The 18467-nt window shown below is 32.2% G+C and carries 14 protein-coding genes; 8 read left to right on the top strand and 6 right to left on the bottom strand.

Annotated elements, in window-relative coordinates:
- The first annotated feature begins 142 nt into the window (after window positions 1-142).
- The 6 genes from B8T70_RS05490 to B8T70_RS05465 all read left to right on the top strand — a co-directional run bounded on the left by B8T70_RS05490 (window position 143) and on the right by B8T70_RS05465 (window position 8489).
- Window positions 143-2311, top strand: coding sequence for a S9 family peptidase (locus B8T70_RS05490; RefSeq protein ID WP_086894188.1), 2169 nt, complete (start codon window positions 143-145; stop codon window positions 2309-2311).
- 36 nt (window positions 2312-2347) lie between these two features.
- Window positions 2348-4024, top strand: coding sequence for a peptide MFS transporter (locus B8T70_RS05485; RefSeq protein WP_039116961.1), 1677 nt, complete (start codon window positions 2348-2350; stop codon window positions 4022-4024).
- A gap of 76 nt (window positions 4025-4100) precedes the next feature.
- Window positions 4101-5759 (top strand): peptide MFS transporter, encoded by a 1659-nt coding sequence (locus B8T70_RS05480; protein WP_039112510.1) that lies wholly within the window; start codon window positions 4101-4103, stop codon window positions 5757-5759.
- Between the two features lie 14 nt (window positions 5760-5773).
- Complete coding sequence (locus B8T70_RS05475; RefSeq protein WP_086894187.1) at window positions 5774-7258, top strand: peptide MFS transporter; 1485 nt, start codon at window positions 5774-5776, stop codon at window positions 7256-7258.
- A 53-nt stretch (window positions 7259-7311) separates the two neighbouring features.
- Entirely contained in the window at window positions 7312-7779 is a 468-nt protein-coding gene (locus B8T70_RS05470) for a thioredoxin family protein (RefSeq protein ID WP_086894186.1), read from the top strand.
- Window positions 7780-8033: 254 nt separating this feature from the next.
- Window positions 8034-8489, top strand: coding sequence for a hypothetical protein (locus B8T70_RS05465; protein ID WP_039116878.1), 456 nt, complete (start codon window positions 8034-8036; stop codon window positions 8487-8489).
- Between the two features lie 141 nt (window positions 8490-8630).
- Here B8T70_RS05465 and B8T70_RS05460 read toward each other — a convergent pair whose 3' ends face one another.
- From B8T70_RS05460 to surE, 5 genes are all read right to left on the bottom strand, one after another.
- The gene (locus tag B8T70_RS05460; protein ID WP_086894185.1) at window positions 8631-10667 is read right to left on the bottom strand and encodes a ComEC/Rec2 family competence protein; all 2037 of its coding nucleotides are present in this window, start codon (window positions 10665-10667) and stop codon (window positions 8631-8633) included.
- Between the two features lie 387 nt (window positions 10668-11054).
- Window positions 11055-11537 carry a C40 family peptidase gene (locus B8T70_RS05455; protein WP_039112505.1) on the bottom strand — a complete coding sequence of 161 codons (483 nt, stop codon included), beginning with the start codon at window positions 11535-11537 and terminating at the stop codon, window positions 11055-11057.
- Between the two features lie 24 nt (window positions 11538-11561).
- Window positions 11562-12677, bottom strand: coding sequence for a lipid-A-disaccharide synthase (gene lpxB / locus B8T70_RS05450; protein ID WP_086894184.1), 1116 nt, complete (start codon window positions 12675-12677; stop codon window positions 11562-11564).
- A gap of 80 nt (window positions 12678-12757) precedes the next feature.
- On the bottom strand, window positions 12758-13051 hold the full coding sequence (locus tag B8T70_RS05445) for a hypothetical protein (RefSeq protein WP_039112503.1): 294 nt from the start codon (window positions 13049-13051) through the stop codon (window positions 12758-12760).
- Window positions 13044-13823: a 5'/3'-nucleotidase SurE gene (surE, locus tag B8T70_RS05440; protein WP_039116881.1), complete on the bottom strand. Its 780-nt coding sequence runs from the start codon at window positions 13821-13823 to the stop codon at window positions 13044-13046. Before surE ends, B8T70_RS05445 begins: the two co-directional genes overlap by 8 nt.
- Before the next feature lie 213 nt (window positions 13824-14036).
- Between surE and B8T70_RS05435 the strand changes: the two genes are divergently transcribed.
- Entirely contained in the window at window positions 14037-16226 is a 2190-nt protein-coding gene (locus B8T70_RS05435; protein ID WP_039112501.1) for a carboxy terminal-processing peptidase, read from the top strand.
- A 157-nt stretch (window positions 16227-16383) separates the two neighbouring features.
- Complete coding sequence (locus B8T70_RS05430) at window positions 16384-17211, top strand: DNA/RNA non-specific endonuclease (protein ID WP_086894183.1); 828 nt, start codon at window positions 16384-16386, stop codon at window positions 17209-17211.
- 16 nt (window positions 17212-17227) lie between these two features.
- Here the strand turns inward: B8T70_RS05430 and rodA are convergent, their stop codons facing one another.
- Window positions 17228-18463, bottom strand: coding sequence for a rod shape-determining protein RodA (rodA, locus tag B8T70_RS05425; RefSeq protein ID WP_039112499.1), 1236 nt, complete (start codon window positions 18461-18463; stop codon window positions 17228-17230).
- Between the last annotated feature and the right edge of the window lie 4 nt (window positions 18464-18467).

Genomic DNA, 18467 nt, shown 5'->3' with positions numbered 1-18467 from the left:
ACTTTAACGGATTTGTTTATAATGTAATTATGGACATTAAATAATATGAAAAACCAATTTCTTAACATTTAACATACAAAAAGTATATTATGTGTATTTTTTTCACTAAAATTGGGCTCTTTTTTATATTTAACTCAATTGTATGAATACTAACAAACTTACCGCATTGTTTTTATTTTTTTGTGTGACACTTTTTGGTCAACAAAAAATTACTGTAGATGATATTTTTAATGGAACATTTCGAGCTAAAGAAATGTTTAAATTACAATCACTACACAATACAAATCAATATACTGTACTGAATTTTGATAGAGCTGGTAGAAGCATGCAGATTGATTTATATGATTATGCTACATTAAAAAAAGGAGCAACTTTAATCGATACTAAAGATCATAGAAGTTTACCGATGATTGATAGTTATACTTTTGATGCATCAGAAAAAATGATTTTGTTAGCTTGTAATTCTAAAAAAATCTTCCGTCACTCGTTTACAGCAGATTATTATTTATATAATATAGGCACTAAAGAGTTAACTAAGCTTTTTGATTTTCAGGTTCAGGAGCCGACTTTCTCGCCTGATGGACAAAAAATCGCTTACGCAAAAGAGAATAACCTTTATGTTTATGATGTAGTTTCGAAGAAATCGACTCAGATTACAACAGATGGAAAGAAAAATTCGGTAATTAATGGTATTACGGATTGGGTTTATGAAGAAGAATTTGCTTTTGTGCGGGCTTTTGATTGGAGTAAAGACAGTAAGAAAGTAGCTTATATTCGTTTTGACGAAAGTATGGTTCCAGAATTTTCGATGTCAATTTTCAAGACAGATCTATATCCTTCAATCGAAACATTTAAATATCCTAAAGCTGGAGAGAAAAATGCAGTAGTTTCGTTACATATATATGATGCGACTGCAAATGCAACTAAAGAAGTTAAGCTTGGTAATTACAACGACTTTTATATTGCAAGAATGCAATGGACAAATGATAATAATACCTTATCTGCACAGGTATTAAACCGTCACCAGAATAATTTGGATTTATTATTTGTAGATGGTACTTCGGGAACTTCGAAAGTGGTTCTTAATGAAAAAGATAAAGCTTATGTAGATGTTACTGATAACTTAACATTCTTAAAGGATAATAGTTTTATCTGGACTAGCGAAAAAGATGGTTTTAATCATATTTATTTATACGATAAAACTGGAAAACTTAAAAATCAGGTTACTAAAGGAAACTGGGAAGTAACTTCATATTACGGATTTGATGAAAAAACTAAAACTGTTTTTTATCAATCTACAGAAAATGGGTCAATCAATCGTGATATCTACCGAATTGCACTTGACGGAAAAAATAAAATACGTTTATCTAAAAACGTAGGTACTAGTAAGGCAACCTTCAGCCCGAATTTTGAATACTACATTAATACATTCTCAAGCGCTTCTCAGCCTACAACTTATACTCTTAATGAGGCTAAAGCTGGAAAAGAATTACAGGTTATAGAGAATAATGAAGCATTGACTTCTAAACTTAAAGGATATAATCTTGCTACTAAAGAGTTTTTTGTATTAAAAACGGCTAAAGGAAACGAATTAAATACTTGGATTTTAAAACCTAAAGATTTTGACCCTGCGAAAAAATATCCTGTTTTTATGTTTCAATATTCAGGACCAGGTTCTCAGCAAGTGGCTAACCAATGGAATAACTCTAATGATTACTGGTTTGAAATGTTAACGCAACAAGGATATATCGTGGCTTGTGTTGATGGTAGGGGAACAGGTTTTAAAGGAGCTGATTTTAAGAAAGTAACTCAATTGCAATTAGGGAAATATGAAGTTGAAGATCAAATTGATGCTGCTAAAGTAATTGGTGCGTATCCTTATGTTGATGCTTCTAGAATTGGAATTTTTGGATGGAGTTACGGAGGTTTTATGGCTTCGAACTGTATTTTCCAAGGAAACGATGTGTTTAAAATGGCAATTGCTGTTGCTCCTGTTACTAACTGGAGATTTTATGATACGGTTTATACTGAAAGATATATGCAAACTCCTCAGGAGAATGCAAGTGGTTATGATAATAACTCCCCTATTAACCATGTAGATAAATTAAAAGGGAAATTTCTTTTAATTCATGGGTCTGCAGATGATAATGTACACGTACAAAACTCAATGCAAATGATGGAGGCTTTAATACAAGCTAACAAACAATTTGATTCGCAAATTTACCCAGACAAAGATCACGGTATTTATGGCGGAAAAACAAGAATTCAGCTTTATGATAAAATGACTAACTTTATCAAGGAGAACCTATAATATAAAACTAATAAACCTAAATAAATAATGAATAATATGAAAGAAACAGAAGTAAAAACGGCGCATCCAAAAGGGCTTTGGGTATTGTTTGGAACCGAGATGTGGGAGAGATTCAATTTTTATGGCATGCGAGCCTTATTGACTTTATTTCTTGTAAATTCATTATTGATGAAAGAAGAAGATGCTTCATTAATTTATGGAGGTTTTCTTGGTCTTTGTTACCTTACACCAATGCTTGGAGGGTTTATTGCAGATCGTTTTTTCGGAAACAGAAACTGTATTCTTCTTGGTGGTTTAATGATGGCGATTGGACAATTATTATTGTTTACTAGTGCCAGTGTTTTTGGATCTGATTTAAATTTTGCTACTATTATAATGTATTGCGGATTGGGAGTTATCGTTTTTGGTAACGGTTTCTTTAAGCCAAATATCTCTAGTATGGTAGGAAGTTTATATCCTAAACAAGAAAAAAGTAAGCTTGATACTGCTTTTACTATTTTCTATATGGGTATTAATTTAGGTGCTTTTCTTGGGCAATCTATTTGTCCTTTATTAGGAGATGTAAGAGATACAGGTGGAGTTAGAGATATTCACGCTTTTAAATGGGGATTCCTTGCTGCTTCGATAGCAATGTTTTTAGGAACAATGCTTTTCTTTTTCTTAAAGAATAAATATGTGGTTACTCCAGAAGGAAGACCTTTAGGTGGATTACCGTCTAAAAATGTTGCTGCTGATTTTGAAGAGGGTGAATCTCAAAAAGCTAACTTTTCTCAAACAGCATTGACAGTTGCTGGTGTAGCATTTTTCGTTATAGGTGCAATTGTTCATTTTGGTTTTGGTCAAAACTTAATTTATACTTTGATTTATTCAAGTGGTTTGACATTAGCAGGATTAATCGTTTCTGATTCTTCTTTAACAAAAATTGAAAGAGATCGTATTTTTGTAATTTACATCGTTTCTTTCTTTATTATCTTCTTCTGGGCTGCGTTTGAGCAAGCTGGTTCATCTTTAACTTTTATTGCAGATAACCAAACAGACAGAAACTTCTTTGGATGGGCAATGCCTGCTTCGATGGTACAAATCTTTAATGGTTTATTTGTTGTAGTTCTTGCAGTTCCTTTTAGTATTTTATGGGATAAATTAAGAGCTGGTGGTAAAGAACCTATTTCGCCAGTAAAACTTGCTTTTGGTTTATTGATTATTACAATAAGTTTCTTTATGATTGCTACTCAGGTTAAAGTAATTGGAACTTCAGGATTGTTAGCTATCAAATGGTTGATTTTATTATATTTATTAAATACTTGTGCTGAGCTTTGTTTGTCTCCAATCGGATTGTCTTTGGTTGGTAAGCTTTCGCCAAAACGTTTCTCTTCATTATTATACGGAGTATTCTTCTTATCTAATGCTTCTGGTTATGCTTTAGGTGGTACTTTAGGTTCTATCTTGCCTGCAACAGGAGATAAATTTGTAAAAGCTAAAGAATTAGGTATAGATTTACAGGCTGTTCTGGATAAAACTATTACGCCAACTGCGGCTCAATTAAAGTTATTGGCAGAGCATCATATCAATGATCATAACCCTGTTTTTGCAGGTTTCGAAATTCATAACTTATTCGAGTTCTTCATGGTGTTTGTTATTTTAACGGGATTGGCGGCTATAATTTTGTTTGCACTGTCTCCGGTTTTAAAGAAAATGATGCACGGTGTTAGATAAAAAATAATAATAATATATAAAAATTACCTACAGGTTTAGACTTGTAGGTAATTTTAATTTTAAAGAGTTTATAGTTATGTGGAAAAAACATCCTAAAGCATTGCCTTATTTGTTCTTATCTGAAATGTGGGAGCGTTTTGGTTATTATTTAATGATTGGAATTTTTACTTTATATCTTAAAGATGTAAAAGAAGGTTTTGCAATGACCGAAAAAGAAGCTTCTGATTTGTATGGAACTTTTATTGCATTGGTTTTTCTAACACCTTTTATTGGAGGTCTTATTGCTGATAGATATTTAGGGTATAAAAAATCTATTGTTATTGGTGGGATTTTAATGGGTATTGGTTACTTCCTTATGGGGGTACATGATGTCACGGTACTTTATATTGCTATGACTTTGGTAATTGTAGGGAATGGTTTTTTTAAGCCGAATATTTCTACCTTATTAGGGAGTTTTTATAATAATGAAGAGTATAAAGATAAAAAAGATGAAGGTTACAATATTTTCTATATGGGAATTAATGTTGGGGCTTTTATTTGTAATTTCTTTGGGGCTGCCCTGCAAATTCTTTTAGGATGGCATTGGGCTTTTATGGCTGCAGGTGTAGGAATGTTTATAGGTGTTATTGTATTTTTATTAGGTACAAAACATTATGTTGGACACGACCAGAAAAAAGGAGTGCAAGAAGGGGATATGCCGTTTTATAAAATTGTCTTATTTATTTTATTGCCTTCATTTGTTTTTGGTGCAATAGGTTGGTTATTAAAAGGAGTTACTTCAGAAGCTAATCCGGATAGTTATATCTTTGGATCAGATAGTACAGATGCATTTATTTTTGCTTGTATTCCGATAATCTTCTTTTATGGGTCACTTTATTTTAAGGCTAAAGTAGAAGACAAACGTCCGATTGGTGCCTTGTTGGCAATTTTTGCAGTAGTGATTTTATTTTGGGCAGTATTTAAGCTTAATGGTTCGGCGCTTACAACTTGGGCTGACCGTTATACAGATAGAGAAGTTACTGGAACTGCTGGACAGATTGTAGGTAACGTAAAATTAGCAAAAGAAGTCGAGTATAAAAAAGTATCTACAGAGCTTTATGATGATCAGTTCCGTTTGCAAAAAGTTAACGGAGTTGTTGAAAAAGTAGAGGATTATCCGTTGTATTTTAGAAATGTTGCTCCAGAAAAATTACCTGAAGAAGGAGCCAAAGTGCATCTTTGGGCAACAAATTTAAGCCAGTCTATTAATCCAGCCTGGGTAATTATATTAACGCCATTGATTGTTGCTTTTTTCTCTTTTTTACGAGCAAGAAAAAAAGAACCATCAACACCTACGAAAATTGCTTTTGGTTTATTAATTTCGGCGCTGTCAGTTTTAGTTATGATTGCTGCTGTAGAAATTGGAAATGATGGAGCAGAGAAGGTTAGTGCTTGGTGGTTGGTAGCAAATTACGGAATCATAACAATCGGGGAGCTATTTTTGAGTCCCATGGGATTATCTGTGGTGTCTAAATTAAGTCCCGTTAATATTACTTCCTTAATGATGGGAGGTTGGTTTTTATCAACTTCTATAGGGAATAAACTAAGTGGAGTTTTAGCGAGTATGTGGGATACATACGATAATAAAGCCAACTTTTTTTGGGTGAATTTTGCATTGTTGATGTTTGCAACTATATTGATGTTTGCTTTGGTAAAGCAACTCAACAAGGTGATGAAAGAAAAAGGAATCAATTAATTATTTATAAATAAATGGAACATAGTATTACTTTAGATGAAATACAAAATTTTAAAGGCAAGTACCCAAAGCAATTATGGTATTTGTTTTTAGTCGAAATGTGGGAGCGTTTTTGCTTTTACGGTATGAGAGGTGTTTTGGCATTTTTCATGGTCGACCAATTAGGATTATTAGAAGGAAAAGCAAATTTGCAATATGGAGCCATACAGGCATTTGTATATGCTTTTACTTTTATTGGAGGTATTTTTGCCGATAAAATTTTGGGATTTAAAAAATCGTTGCTTTTTGGTGGAATCGTTATGATTATAGGAAACTTGATTATTGCAGCTTCGCCACATGATTTTTTCTACTACGGTATTACGCTGTCGATTATCGGAACAGGATTTTTTAAGCCAAACGTTTCTTCTATGGTAGGAGAGTTGTATCATGAAAATGATGGGCGTAGAGATGCTGGATACGGAATGTTCTATGCAGGTATTAATATTGGTGGTATGTTAGGTGGAGCTATTCCTATTTATTTAGGGAAAAATTACTCTTGGAGTTTATGTTTCCTTTCTGCTGCTATTGTTATGATTATTGGTGTAATCACTTTTCTATTAACAAAGAAACATTTAGCGCCTATTGGTAATTCTCCATTAGAGAAATTTACTCCAAAAAAACGTAATACGTATGAAATTGGAGTATACATAGGTTCGTTATTGGCAATTCCGCTTATTTATATAATGGTGATAAATTCTGATTTTACAGAATATTTCATGTACACTATTGGTGCCGTTGCTCTTTTATATTTCTTGTATGAATTACTAAGAATTAAAGACCGTAACCAACAATATAAATTGCTTGCGGCATTTGTCTTTATCTTTGGGTATTTTATGTTTATGGCAATCTCTGAGCAATCGGGTGGATCATTGTCGTTGTTTGCAAAAGATAACCTGTCTAGTCAGTTATTGTTCTTTAATATTGATCCAAACGTAGTTAATAATAGTATAAACTCTCTATACGTTATTATTTTTAGTCCACTAATCGGGTTATTATGGATATTCCTTTATAAGAGAAAAATTGAGCCAAATACAGTTGTGAAATTTGGATTCTCATTCATTCTTCTTGCGGCTGGATTCTTCATATTTTATAGTGCTCGTTTCTTTGTTGATCCAAATGGATTGAGTTCACTTAATGTATTTGCTTTAGGGTATTTAGTATATACACTTGGGGAATTATGTATTGGACCAATCGGAATGTCGGTTATTACTAAATTGTCCCCTAAAAGACTTTTTGGAATGATGATGGGATTATGGTTTTTATCAAGTGCATTTGGACAGTTTGCAGCCGGAAAATTGGGCTCGGAAATGTCGAATGCAAATACAGGAACTACATTAATGTCTAAGTTACTTGCTTACACAGATGGGTATTATCATTTAGCAATTTATTCGCTTATAGCGGGTATTGTTTTAATTGTAAGTACTCCATTGATTAAAAAATTAATGCAAGAAGTAAAATAGAAAATATTTTCTAGTTCATTTTTTCCTTAAATTTGAAAAAAAATAAAAACAAGATGAAAAAGATATTTATTGCATTGTTACTTATGTTGGGTTCTTTTGCTGTTGAAGCACAAGAATTAAAATGGTATACAGATGTAAAAGAAGCAATTGCTGTAAGTAACAAAGAGAAAAAACCAATGTTGTTGTTCTTTACTGGTAGCGATTGGTGTGGATGGTGTATTCGTTTGCAAAGTGAAGTTTTAAAAACACCAGAGTTTAACAAATGGGCAAAGGATAATGTTGTTTTGGTAGAATTAGATTTCCCTAGAAGAACACCACAAACTCCAGAGGTTAAGGCTCAAAATAGTGAGTTGCAACAGGTTTTTGGAATTCAGGGTTTTCCAACCGTTTATTTTACTAAAGCCGAGAACAAAGACGGAAAAGTTAATTTTCAAGGGCTTGGTACTACAGGATATGTAGCTGGCGGACCTACGGCTTGGCTTGCTGTTGCAGACGGGATAGTTAATCCGGTTAAGAAATAATTAAATGATTTAGATAGTTTCTAGTAACTATCAATAAATAAAAGAAGCTCTTTTCGTTTTATACGGAAAGAGCTTTTTGCTGTTTATAAGGTAATTCATTTGGTTTTTGGATTCTGAATATTGGTTTTTTATTAGATGTTTAAAATATTAGTTATAAAAAAACATAAAATATATTTTTAGTTATAAAATAATTTGGATAATTAAAATTAAATGTTAATTTCGTTTACCTTAACTAACCAAAAACCAAATTTAATATGATGAAAAAACTACTTGTATCCCTGTTTTTTTTAGGATTTATTACAATGCAATCGCAGAATTTAGTTTGGAAAACAAATATTAATGACGCTATTGAATTAAGTAACCAATTGAAAAAACCAATGTTGATTTTGTTTACTGCAAATAATTTAGCCGATAACTTACAAAACGAAATAATGAGAACGCTGGACTTCGCCCTTTGGTCTAGAGATAATGTTGTTTTAGTGAAATTAGATTTATCAGATAGTCAAATTTCAGATAGTGACAAAGAACAGAATATTAAGCTTAAAAATGCTTTTGGAGTTCAGGATCTACCAGAGATTTGTTTTGCTAATGCTGTGATCAGAAAAAATAAAACTACTTTTCAGGCACTGGGTAAAATGGCTTATAGTGGAGGCGGAGTCAAAGCTTGGATTTCGGAGTCCAATGCGCTTTTGCATCCTAGTGAATTTTAAACATTACTTTAAAAGAAGTTATAATCCTGATAAAGATTAAAAAAAGCCAACCATATAAGTTATGTGAGTTCATTTAAGAGTGCCATTTGAATCTTATATTTTCTTAAATTCTTATATGGTTAAAACAATAATGTTACTATGTTAATTCAATTTATAGAACCCTTTTTCATTAGTAGAATGAAAAGGGATTTTTTCTTTTAGGCACGTTTTCTTCCAATAGTGCTGAATCGATTTATAGTTTGTACCATCAGCAATAACCATTTTGGGTTGTGTGTATTTTAATAGCCTTTCTAGATTTATTTTTGATGATTGTGTAATCATTATAATATCTGGTTTTATTCCTTTAGGATATATGCCTGTGCTATCTATAATCAGAATTTTATTTTTATTGAAGTAAGCAATGTTTTGAAGCTTTTCTCTTTTTGCTAACTTTCCAAAATTACCTACCAAATAAGATGTCAATGAGTAATTGTTAGTGATACTATTAGAGGAAGTGTCTGTAGTAAATAATTGTACATTGTTGCCTTTTCGTTCTGTAATCTGCGAATTCCTGGCTACATTATAAACGATCCATTCTTCTTGAATTTCTGTGTCTTTTCTGTTTACTAAAAAAGTAATTTGTAATAAAATTATTGAAATCAAAGTGAATGCTAACTTTGTAAAAGTTGGTTTCTTGAACCAAATAGTTGCGGTAATGATTAATAAAAAAGAACTAATTAATAGATAAGTGTTAAACGAGATATCTCGAATAATAAAGCTTTCGAATGAAGCAATACCATTTATGATTTTGTTTAAATAGAATATACTTTTCTCCAGTAATTGGACAAGAATTAACGGAGTAACATCAAATGCTGCTAAAACCATTACTATAATTCCTAATATCATTATAACGCTTAAAAATGGTATGATTACAATATTAGCAACAAAGAATAATCCTGGAAACTGGTGGAAGTAATATAGGCATAGTGGTAAAGTACCTATTTGAGCAGCAAAAGATACTGTCAAAGCATTCCATATTGCAGTTGTGAATTTATGCTTTGGTTTCCAGATTGTTTTTAATATTGGCTGCAGCCAAATAATAAAAAATAAAGCCAAGTAGCTTAATTGGAAACCAACATCAAATAAAAAAGCGGGTTCAAAAAGCAGTAACAATAATATCGAAACTAATAGTGTATGATAAATGTTTACACTTCTCCTTAAATGATTTCCTAAGGCCACAAATGAAAACATTACCACAGATCGTAATACTGAAGGTGAAAATCCTGAAATAACAGCAAAAGAGAATAAAGAAACTATTAGTGCTATAAGTTTTATCAGCGAGCCTTTTTTAGTATTAGGAATCGGTTTTAAGAGATAAGTTATAAAGATTAATATATAGCCAACATGAAGACCAGAAACGGACAAAATATGAGTTACTCCTGCATATTGATAGTCTTTGATAATTTCGGGCGTAATATCTTGCTGCTGGCCTAAAATTAAAGCCAGAGCAACATTCATTTCGGTTTTATTAAAATTGTTTTTCTCTAGATTCTTTATGATGTTTGTTCGCATTCGAGCTGCATAATACCAAATGCTTTTCTCGATTTTAGAACTAATAGCAATATCATTGTTTTGTACGTACAGTTGCGCATAGATATGTTTGTTATTTAAATATTTACTATAATCAAACTGGTTGGGGTTTTTGGGAGCGCTATTTTTAGATAAAAGACCTTTTGCCCGAATGCAATTTCCTATTTCTAGACTTAATCCTGTGCTGTCCTTTTTTATGTTAAGTATTATCTTGCCGGAAGCAGGTTTTTGATCAATTTGGTTTACGCTGGCAATATACCTGTCGCTGTAATTGTTGCTTTTTAATTTCTCACTAATTATACAATCTATTAAATGCGGTTTATCATAGATGCCTTCATAATTAGAGTAATTGTTTTTTTGGAGTGATTCGGTATGAAGAGTTTGAGTTGTTATACCAATGCAACATGCTAATAAATAGGCTGCAATGCCAAAGTAGGCTGTTCTCTTTGGTTTTATAGTTGAGAAATAATAAAAGCCACAAAAAAGTAGTGTTACTGTACTAAGGGATACAAACGTAAAAGTTAAGGAAAGACTTAAATAATAAGCCAGCAAAATGCCTATTATAAAACTAATTGTAATTCTTACCAATGGAAATTGTAGTACTTTCATGTAGCTAAAATACGATAATTTTGTAAGAAATAACACCTGTTTATATTTTGAGCTTACTTTTATAACCTATCAGAGCGTAGTCATTATTGCAATTTGTATCACACGGTTGAAACCGTGAGCTATGATCTAAAATAGGATAGTGAATAAAGGATGTTAATCAAACTAATAGCATGATTGGGGATTGCAAATACAAATGCTACGTGAAAAACATTGCCAACGGTTTTAACCGTTGGAGCGCAATCATTATTACAAGATTAAAATCATGTGTTATGATTAAAATATTTCTTTAAACTTTGGCAAAGGTAATTGCGTGAGTAACCTAACAGGTTTTTAAAACCTGTTAGGTTTGTGTTAGGAAAAAAAATATAGATTTAATTTACTTCTTAGTTATTCGATAACGCGATTTACTTGTGCATAGGAATCACGATAATAAGGCTCTTTTGTAGACGAAATAATTACGCCTTTGGAAGTAGAGGAATGTATGAATTTAATTTCGTCATTATTAATTTCGACAATTAACCCGACATGATTTATTTGAGAACTTCTATTGGTTTTAAAAAATATTAAATCTCCTTTTTTAGCTTTATTTCGATTAATAACTTCTCCAACTTTAGACTGTTCGTAAGAAGATCTGGGTAATTTAATGTTCTCAGAATTGAATGTTGTAAATACCAAACCAGAACAATCGTAACCTTTATTTGTTGTTCCGCCAGCTTTGTAGCGCACACCAATATTTTCGGAAGCTGTATAAATTAAATCTTTAACAACTGCTTTTGGATTGTCTTCTTTTTTAGTGGTAGTAACAGACGATGTCGATTTACAAGATGCAAATAACAGTAATAAGGCTAGTATGGATAATATGTTTTTCAAGACAATGTTTTTTAAGCCGATGGACTATTTTTGTAAATCGGCTACGATTAATTTTGCCGTTTTTTCACTGGCACCAATTCCTCCAAGTTTTTCTTCTAATAAATCATAATTAAGCAAAAGTGTTTTGCGGTAATTAGGTTCAAGTATTTTATTTAATTCTTCATTAATTCGTTTAGGAGTGCAATCATCTTGAATAAGTTCGGTAACTACTTCTTTATCCATAATTAAATTTACCAACGAAATATATTTAAGCGTAATAATGCGCTTTGCGATTTGGTAAGATGCCCAACTACCTTTGTAGCAAACTACTTCGGGAACCTTAAAAAGTGCCGTTTCCAGAGTTGCCGTTCCTGATGTAACTAAAGCTGCTGTAGAAGATTGCAATAGAGCATATGTTTTATTTGATACAAACTTTATGTTCTCGTTAGTTATAAAATGTTGGTAGAAAGAATAATCCTGACTAGGAGCGCCAGCAATAACAAACTGATACTCTTTAAAATCATTTATAACACTTAGCATAACCGAAAGCATTTTGGTGATTTCCTGTTTGCGACTTCCTGGTAATATGGCAATAATAGGTTTATCGCTTAAATTGTTTTCTTTTCGGAATGTCGTTTCGTCAAATGAAGGCTGGTTATGAATAGCATCAATTAGCGGATGTCCAACAAATTCTACTGGAAAATGATGTTTGTCTTCGTAAAAACTTTTTTCGAAAGGCAAGATTACAAACATCTTATCGATATCGTGTTTAATACTTGTAATACGGCTTTCTTTCCAAGCCCAGATTTGTGGTGAAATATAATAATGAGTTTTATAATTCAGTGCTTTTGCCCATTTTGCAATACGCATATTAAAACCAGGATAATCGATAAAAATTAATACATCTGGTTTAAATTGTGAGATGTCTTTTTTGCAAAAAGAAATATTACTTAGTATTGTTTTTAAATTAAAGATAACTTCAATAAAACCCATAAAAGCGAGCTCACGGTAATGTTTTACCAATGTTCCGCCAGTTTTTTGCATTAAATCACCTCCCCAAAAACGAATATCGGCGTTTGGGTCTTCTTTATATAAGGCTTTCATCAAATTAGAACCATGTAAATCGCCTGAGGCTTCTCCTGCAATAATGTAGTATTTCATGTTTTTGTTTTTGCGAATGGTAGTTATCTAAGTTGTCATTAAATTGAGAATGACAATTTCTTTATAATTGCAAAGATAAATTAAATTAATAAAGTGAGAAGAGCTAATATGATAACAGCCAAAACAACACCTCTTGCTCTAAATTCTTTGTTTTGTTTTAAAAATACACCAAAAGCTACTAAGGATAAAATAGAACCCAGAGTAATTACTTTGCCTAGATATCCGTAGTTTTTTATGATTCGGATGCTTTCCATTCCGTTCGAAACATCAAAATCAGTAAGTAAAGTAAGAAAGAGAAAGCTTCCTAATAGTGAAGCCATCAATCCTATAATAAAACCTATAAGTAAATCTTTTTTATTTCTTGAATTATTCATTCCATTTCCAGGTATTAAGTTGTTGCATTGTATGATGTGCCGTTAAGTCAAATTGTACTGGTACTACAGATATGTAACCATTTTCTAATGCCCATTCATCAGTATCTTCGCCTTTATCCTGATTTACAAATTCGCCCGAAAGCCAATAGTAATCCTTGCCAGATGGAGTTTTTCTTTTATCGAATTTTTCCATCCATTGTGCTTTCGCTTGACGACAAATTTTAATTCCCTTGATTTCGTTCTCTTTTAATTTCGGAAAGTTCACGTTTAAAACAACTCCTTCAGGTAATTTGTTTTCCAGTGCTTCAAGAGTGATTTTTTTGATAAAAGATTTTATGCTTTCAAAATCTGCATTCCAGTCATAATCTAATAATGAAAAGCCTATTGCAGGAATTCCTTCGATACCAGCTTCAACAGCTGCACTCATAGTTCCTGAATATATTACATTTATAGAGGAGTTTGATCCGTGGTTTACTCCCGAAACACATAAATCTGGTTTGCGTTTTAAAATTTCGTTTACTGCAAGTTTTACACAATCTACCGGAGTTCCAGAACAACTGTATTCTGTAACTAAATCTCCTTCTTTAGATAATTTATTTAGGTATAAAGTACTGTTTATAGTGATGGCATGACCCATTGCGCTTTGTGGTTTGTCTGGCGCTACAACTACAACTTCGCCAATTTGAGACATTACACTAATTAAAGCTCTAATTCCGGGAGCCGAAACGCCATCGTCATTAGTTACTAAGATCAAAGGTTTTTTTGAATTCATTTTGTAAAATATAAAGGAAAAATTAGGTATGTAGGGTTTTTATTAGCAAATGTAGTAACTGGTTTTCTTAAAATAGTAACAAAATATCTTAAATTTGCGAACTTCGCGCTTTTAATTAATTGAAAGAAAAACTATATTTATATCTTTAACAAAAAATTATACGACTCGTACTTTGTTGGCATAGTTTTTACCGTAAATTAGATTAAAAAATTGATGAATGCTATTATTAAATTTATGAAACGAAATTATAAAATTATCCTAGCCGTTATTTGTTTATCTGCTACATTGTTTGCATTTAAAATTAATAGCGATAAAGGTATAGACCCAGACCCGAATAAAGATAAGATGCTTTTGGAATTACTTGCCTTTGTAATCGAGAAAGGACATTATAATCCTCCTGTTATGAACGATGAGTTTTCTAAAGGAGTTTATAAGGATTATATCGAAGCATTGGATCCATCCAAAAGATTTTTCTTGCAAGCTGATATCGATGAATTTTCTAGATATGAGTTGCAATTAGATGATCAATTTGTAAATAAAGATTTAACTTTCTTTAATCTTACTTATGCGCGTTTGATGAAAAGAATGGAAGAGGGAAAAAAGAGATACAAACTTATTTTAGCTCATCCGTTTAACTATAAAGTAAACGAAACTTTTAGTACAGATTACGAGCATTCACCTTACGCAAAAACTCCTGCCGAATTGGTAGAGAAGTGGAGAAAACAAATTAAGTTATCTACACTATCTTCTCTTGTAACCAAAGAGAATATCGAAGACGAAAAGAAAGTAAAAGACCCAGCTTATAAAGCAAAAACATTTGAGGCTTTAGAAAAAGAAACTAGAGATAATTCATTAAAATCATTAGATGAATATTTTGGTTTTATTAAAGATTTAGATAGAAGTGATTGGTTTTCAGTTTATGTAAACTCTATCATGGCTCGTTTTGATCCTCATACAAGTTATTTTGCACCAGAAGAAAAAGAGCGTTTTGACGTTAACATCAGTGGTAAACTTGAAGGTATTGGTGCTAAGCTGCAAAAGAAAAATGACTTTACCGAAATTTCAGAACTTATTTCAGGCGGACCAGCTTGGAGAGGTAAAGAATTAGAAGCAGGTGATTTAATTATAAAAGTAGGACAAGGGACTGATGAACCTGTAGATGTTGTGGGTATGCGTCTTGACGATGTAGTTAAGAAAATCAAAGGACATAAAGGAACAGAAGTTCGCCTTACAGTTAAAAAAGTAGACGGAACTATTAAAGTAATTTCTATCATCAGAGATATTGTAGAGATTGAAGAAACGTATGCTAAATCTAGTATTGTAGATAAAAACGGATTGAAATATGGAGTAATTTATTTGCCTAAATTTTATATCGATTTTGAAAACAAAGATGGTAGAGATGCAGGAAAAGATATTGCTCTAGAGGTTGAAAGACTTAAAAAAGAGAATGTAAACGGTATTATTCTGGATGTTCGTGATGACGGTGGAGGTTCTTTATCTACAGTTGTTGACATTGCTGGATTATTTATTGAGCAAGGTCCTATAGTGCAGATTAAATCTGCTGGTAGAAAAAAAGAAGTTCTTTACGATCGTGATAAAAAGATAGAGTGGGATGGACCTTTAGTAATTATGGTAAATGGTTTCTCTGCTTCGGCTTCAGAAATTCTTGCTGCTGCAATTCAGGATTACAAAAGAGGAGTTATTATTGGTAGTAAACAAACGTACGGAAAAGGTACAGTTCAAAACGTTATCGATTTAAATCAGTTTGTTCGTAGTAGTGATTTTGGTGATTTAGGAGCTTTAAAAATTACAACTCAAAAGTTCTATAGAATCAATGGTGGATCTACACAACTAGAAGGTGTGCGTAGTGATATTGTTGCACCAGATCGTTATGCTTACTTAAAAATGGGTGAGCGTGATATTGATAATGCTATGCCATGGGATAAAATAGATCCAGCAGAATATAGTGTTTGGAATAATGGTTCTAATTTTAACCAAGCTATTGCAAATAGTAAAATGCGTATCGCACAAAATCCTCAATTCCAATTAATAGAGGATAATGCAAAATGGATTGATACTAAGAGCAAAGAGAATACGTATAGCTTGAATATAGATGATTTCAAGAAAACTCAAACAGAGGTAGAGGCAGAAGCTAAAAAATATAAACCAATTACGGATTATAAAAATAACTTACAGTTTACTTCGTTACCATACGAAACTGCAGAGATGGCCAAAGATCCTTCTTTAAAAGAGAAAAGAGAAAGCTGGCATCAAGCTTTAGCAAAAGATATATATGTAGAAGAAGCTATAAATGTATTAGATGATTTACAGTCTAAAAGTGGTGCAAGGCAATCTTCGATTCCTGGTAAATCAAAGAAAGACAAGCTAGCTTCTAAATTATAGCGCTTAGTAAAAGCATTAAATTTTTAGTTAATTAATAAAATGCTCCAAAAATCATCATGATTTTTGGAGCATTTTTTATTGGATTCATTTAGTTAACTTTGGATTCGTGTTTTTGTAAAATGATGCGAGCACTATTTAAGGTTTTAATAATGATTTTATGGTAATTGTAAAAAGAGTTTTGTTGGTTGGTTTTGCAGTTGTATTTCTTTCTTCTTGTAAAAAGGATTCAGGAAGTGGTAGCAATAGTTCTGATTCTAATGTAAAAGATAGTTTAAAGGGCGAAACAGCTTTATATAAAGACGATAATACGGAGTTTGATTACTTACCTACTTCTACAACAAATCAAATCGTAAAACACGATTATTACACGCTTTCGTATAATGAAAAGTTTGAACAAGCAGAATGGGTTGCTTACGAGTTAAAGAAAAACTATATCAAGAATAATGATTTTAAAAGGCCTTACTTTAATGAAGATCCAAAAGTAACTACAGGCTCTGCAGATTGGCGTAATTACAAAAAATCGGGTTATGATAAAGGGCACCTTTGTCCAGCCGGAGATATGGAGTTTGATAAAAAGGCGTATGAAGATACTTTTTTAACCTCGAATATTTCACCACAAATACACGAATTTAATGACGGAGTTTGGAATAGGCTAGAGCAAAAAGTACGTTATTGGGCTGTAAAATATGATGATATTTATGTGGTAACTGGCGGAGTTCTTACCGACTCGAATACTACAATTGGAAAAGAAAATGTGCTAGTGCCTAAATATTTCTATAAAGTACTATTAGATGAGTCTAATGGGAAATATAAAATGATCGCATTTTTAGTTCCAAATGAAAAAAGTGAAAGACCTTTGTACGAGTTTGTAGTTTCGGTAGATAGTATCGAAAAATTAACAGGCATAGATTTCTTTCCCCATCTAGATGATAAAATAGAGGATAGTTTAGAGAAAAATACAGATTATAAAGCTTGGGCTTTTTAGTTTATTTGGCGTGAAGCTACCACTCATTTACTTTATTAGCATCCATTTTTAGGAAGATAAAAAGCAAAATGGTGAATCCCCATAATCCTGAACCTCCATAAGAGAAGAAAGGAAGTGGAACCCCAATAGTTGGGAAAATACCAATAACCATGGCAATATTTACAAAAAAGTGAATAAACAAAATACTAGCAACACAGTATCCATATACCCGGCTAAATTTTGTTTTTTGCCTTTCGGCCAAATAAATAACTCTTAAAAATAGTCCAACAAATAAGGCGATGACTACTATAGAACCAGCAAATCCCCATTCTTCTCCTACCGTAGTAAAGATGTAATCAGTATGTTGCTCAGGTACAAATCCTCCTTTGGTTTGAGTTCCCTCTAAGAAACCTTTACCTATCCATCCGCCAGATCCAATCGCAATTTCAGATTGATTGGTATTGTATCCAATACCTTTCATATCGACTGTTTTTCCTAATAAGATATTAAAACGGTCTCGGTGATGTTGCTTAAAGACATTGTCAAAAACGTAATCTACAGATAAAACGAAGCCAGATATAAGTGCAAGTAGTATACCGCTTAAAATGAAATTCCTATCTACAGCCCTGCTTTTAAAATGCATTATAAGGAGAACCAATATGGATATGAGTATTACGTATTCTGGTTCTAAAACAAGAGTTAATACAAATAAAAGGATTGCTATAAAGCCAGTCCATATATACCAGGAAGGAAGTCCTTCGCGATATAATACGATTAAAAAGATACAGTATATTAAAGCACTTCCTGGATCGGGTTGAGGAAGAATTAATATTACAGGTAAAAAAACAATTGCAAGGGCTTGTATTTGCCTGTTAACGTCTTTTAGGTTTATTTGTGTATCACTTAAGTATTTTGCTAATGCAAGTGCAGTTGCAGATTTAGTAAACTCTGATGGTTGTAAAGTAAAACTTCCTATGGCATACCAACAACGCTGTCCTGCTATGGTTTTTCCGAAAAAGAACAATCCGACTAGTGATAATAAAGCAACTCCAAAAATGATACTGGCATATTTTTCATAGAATTTACCATCTACAAAAAGTACCACAAAAATTAAAGGGATAGTAAGCAAAATAAAAATCAGCTGTTTCTCAGAAGTACCATCAGTAGAGGATAGAGAAGATGAGTATATGTTTAACCATCCCATTACCACTAATGCGATATAGATGATTACACTTATCCAGTCAATATTATTTTTTACACTTTGATTTTTCATCAGG

The sequence above is a fragment of the Flavobacterium sp. AJR genome (assembly GCF_002156885.1).
Classification (GTDB): Bacteria; Bacteroidota; Bacteroidia; order Flavobacteriales; family Flavobacteriaceae; genus Flavobacterium.
This window is presented reverse-complemented; position numbering and strand designations above follow the sequence as displayed.

Coding starts and splice junctions, on each gene's coding strand:
- B8T70_RS05490 (WP_086894188.1), top strand. CDS start 143: ATGAATACTAACAAACTTACCGCATTGTTTTTATTTTTTTGTGTGACA.
- B8T70_RS05485 (WP_039116961.1), top strand. CDS start 2,348: ATGAAAGAAACAGAAGTAAAAACGGCGCATCCAAAAGGGCTTTGGGTA.
- B8T70_RS05480 (WP_039112510.1), top strand. CDS start 4,101: ATGTGGAAAAAACATCCTAAAGCATTGCCTTATTTGTTCTTATCTGAA.
- B8T70_RS05475 (WP_086894187.1), top strand. CDS start 5,774: ATGGAACATAGTATTACTTTAGATGAAATACAAAATTTTAAAGGCAAG.
- B8T70_RS05470 (WP_086894186.1), top strand. CDS start 7,312: ATGAAAAAGATATTTATTGCATTGTTACTTATGTTGGGTTCTTTTGCT.
- B8T70_RS05465 (WP_039116878.1), top strand. CDS start 8,034: ATGATGAAAAAACTACTTGTATCCCTGTTTTTTTTAGGATTTATTACA.
- B8T70_RS05460 (WP_086894185.1), bottom strand. CDS start 10,667: ATGAAAGTACTACAATTTCCATTGGTAAGAATTACAATTAGTTTTATA.
- lpxB (WP_086894184.1), bottom strand. CDS start 12,677: ATGAAATACTACATTATTGCAGGAGAAGCCTCAGGCGATTTACATGGT.
- B8T70_RS05445 (WP_039112503.1), bottom strand. CDS start 13,051: ATGAATAATTCAAGAAATAAAAAAGATTTACTTATAGGTTTTATTATA.
- surE (WP_039116881.1), bottom strand. CDS start 13,823: ATGAATTCAAAAAAACCTTTGATCTTAGTAACTAATGACGATGGCGTT.
- B8T70_RS05435 (WP_039112501.1), top strand. CDS start 14,037: ATGAATGCTATTATTAAATTTATGAAACGAAATTATAAAATTATCCTA.
- B8T70_RS05430 (WP_086894183.1), top strand. CDS start 16,384: ATGGTAATTGTAAAAAGAGTTTTGTTGGTTGGTTTTGCAGTTGTATTT.
- rodA (WP_039112499.1), bottom strand. CDS start 18,463: ATGAAAAATCAAAGTGTAAAAAATAATATTGACTGGATAAGTGTAATC.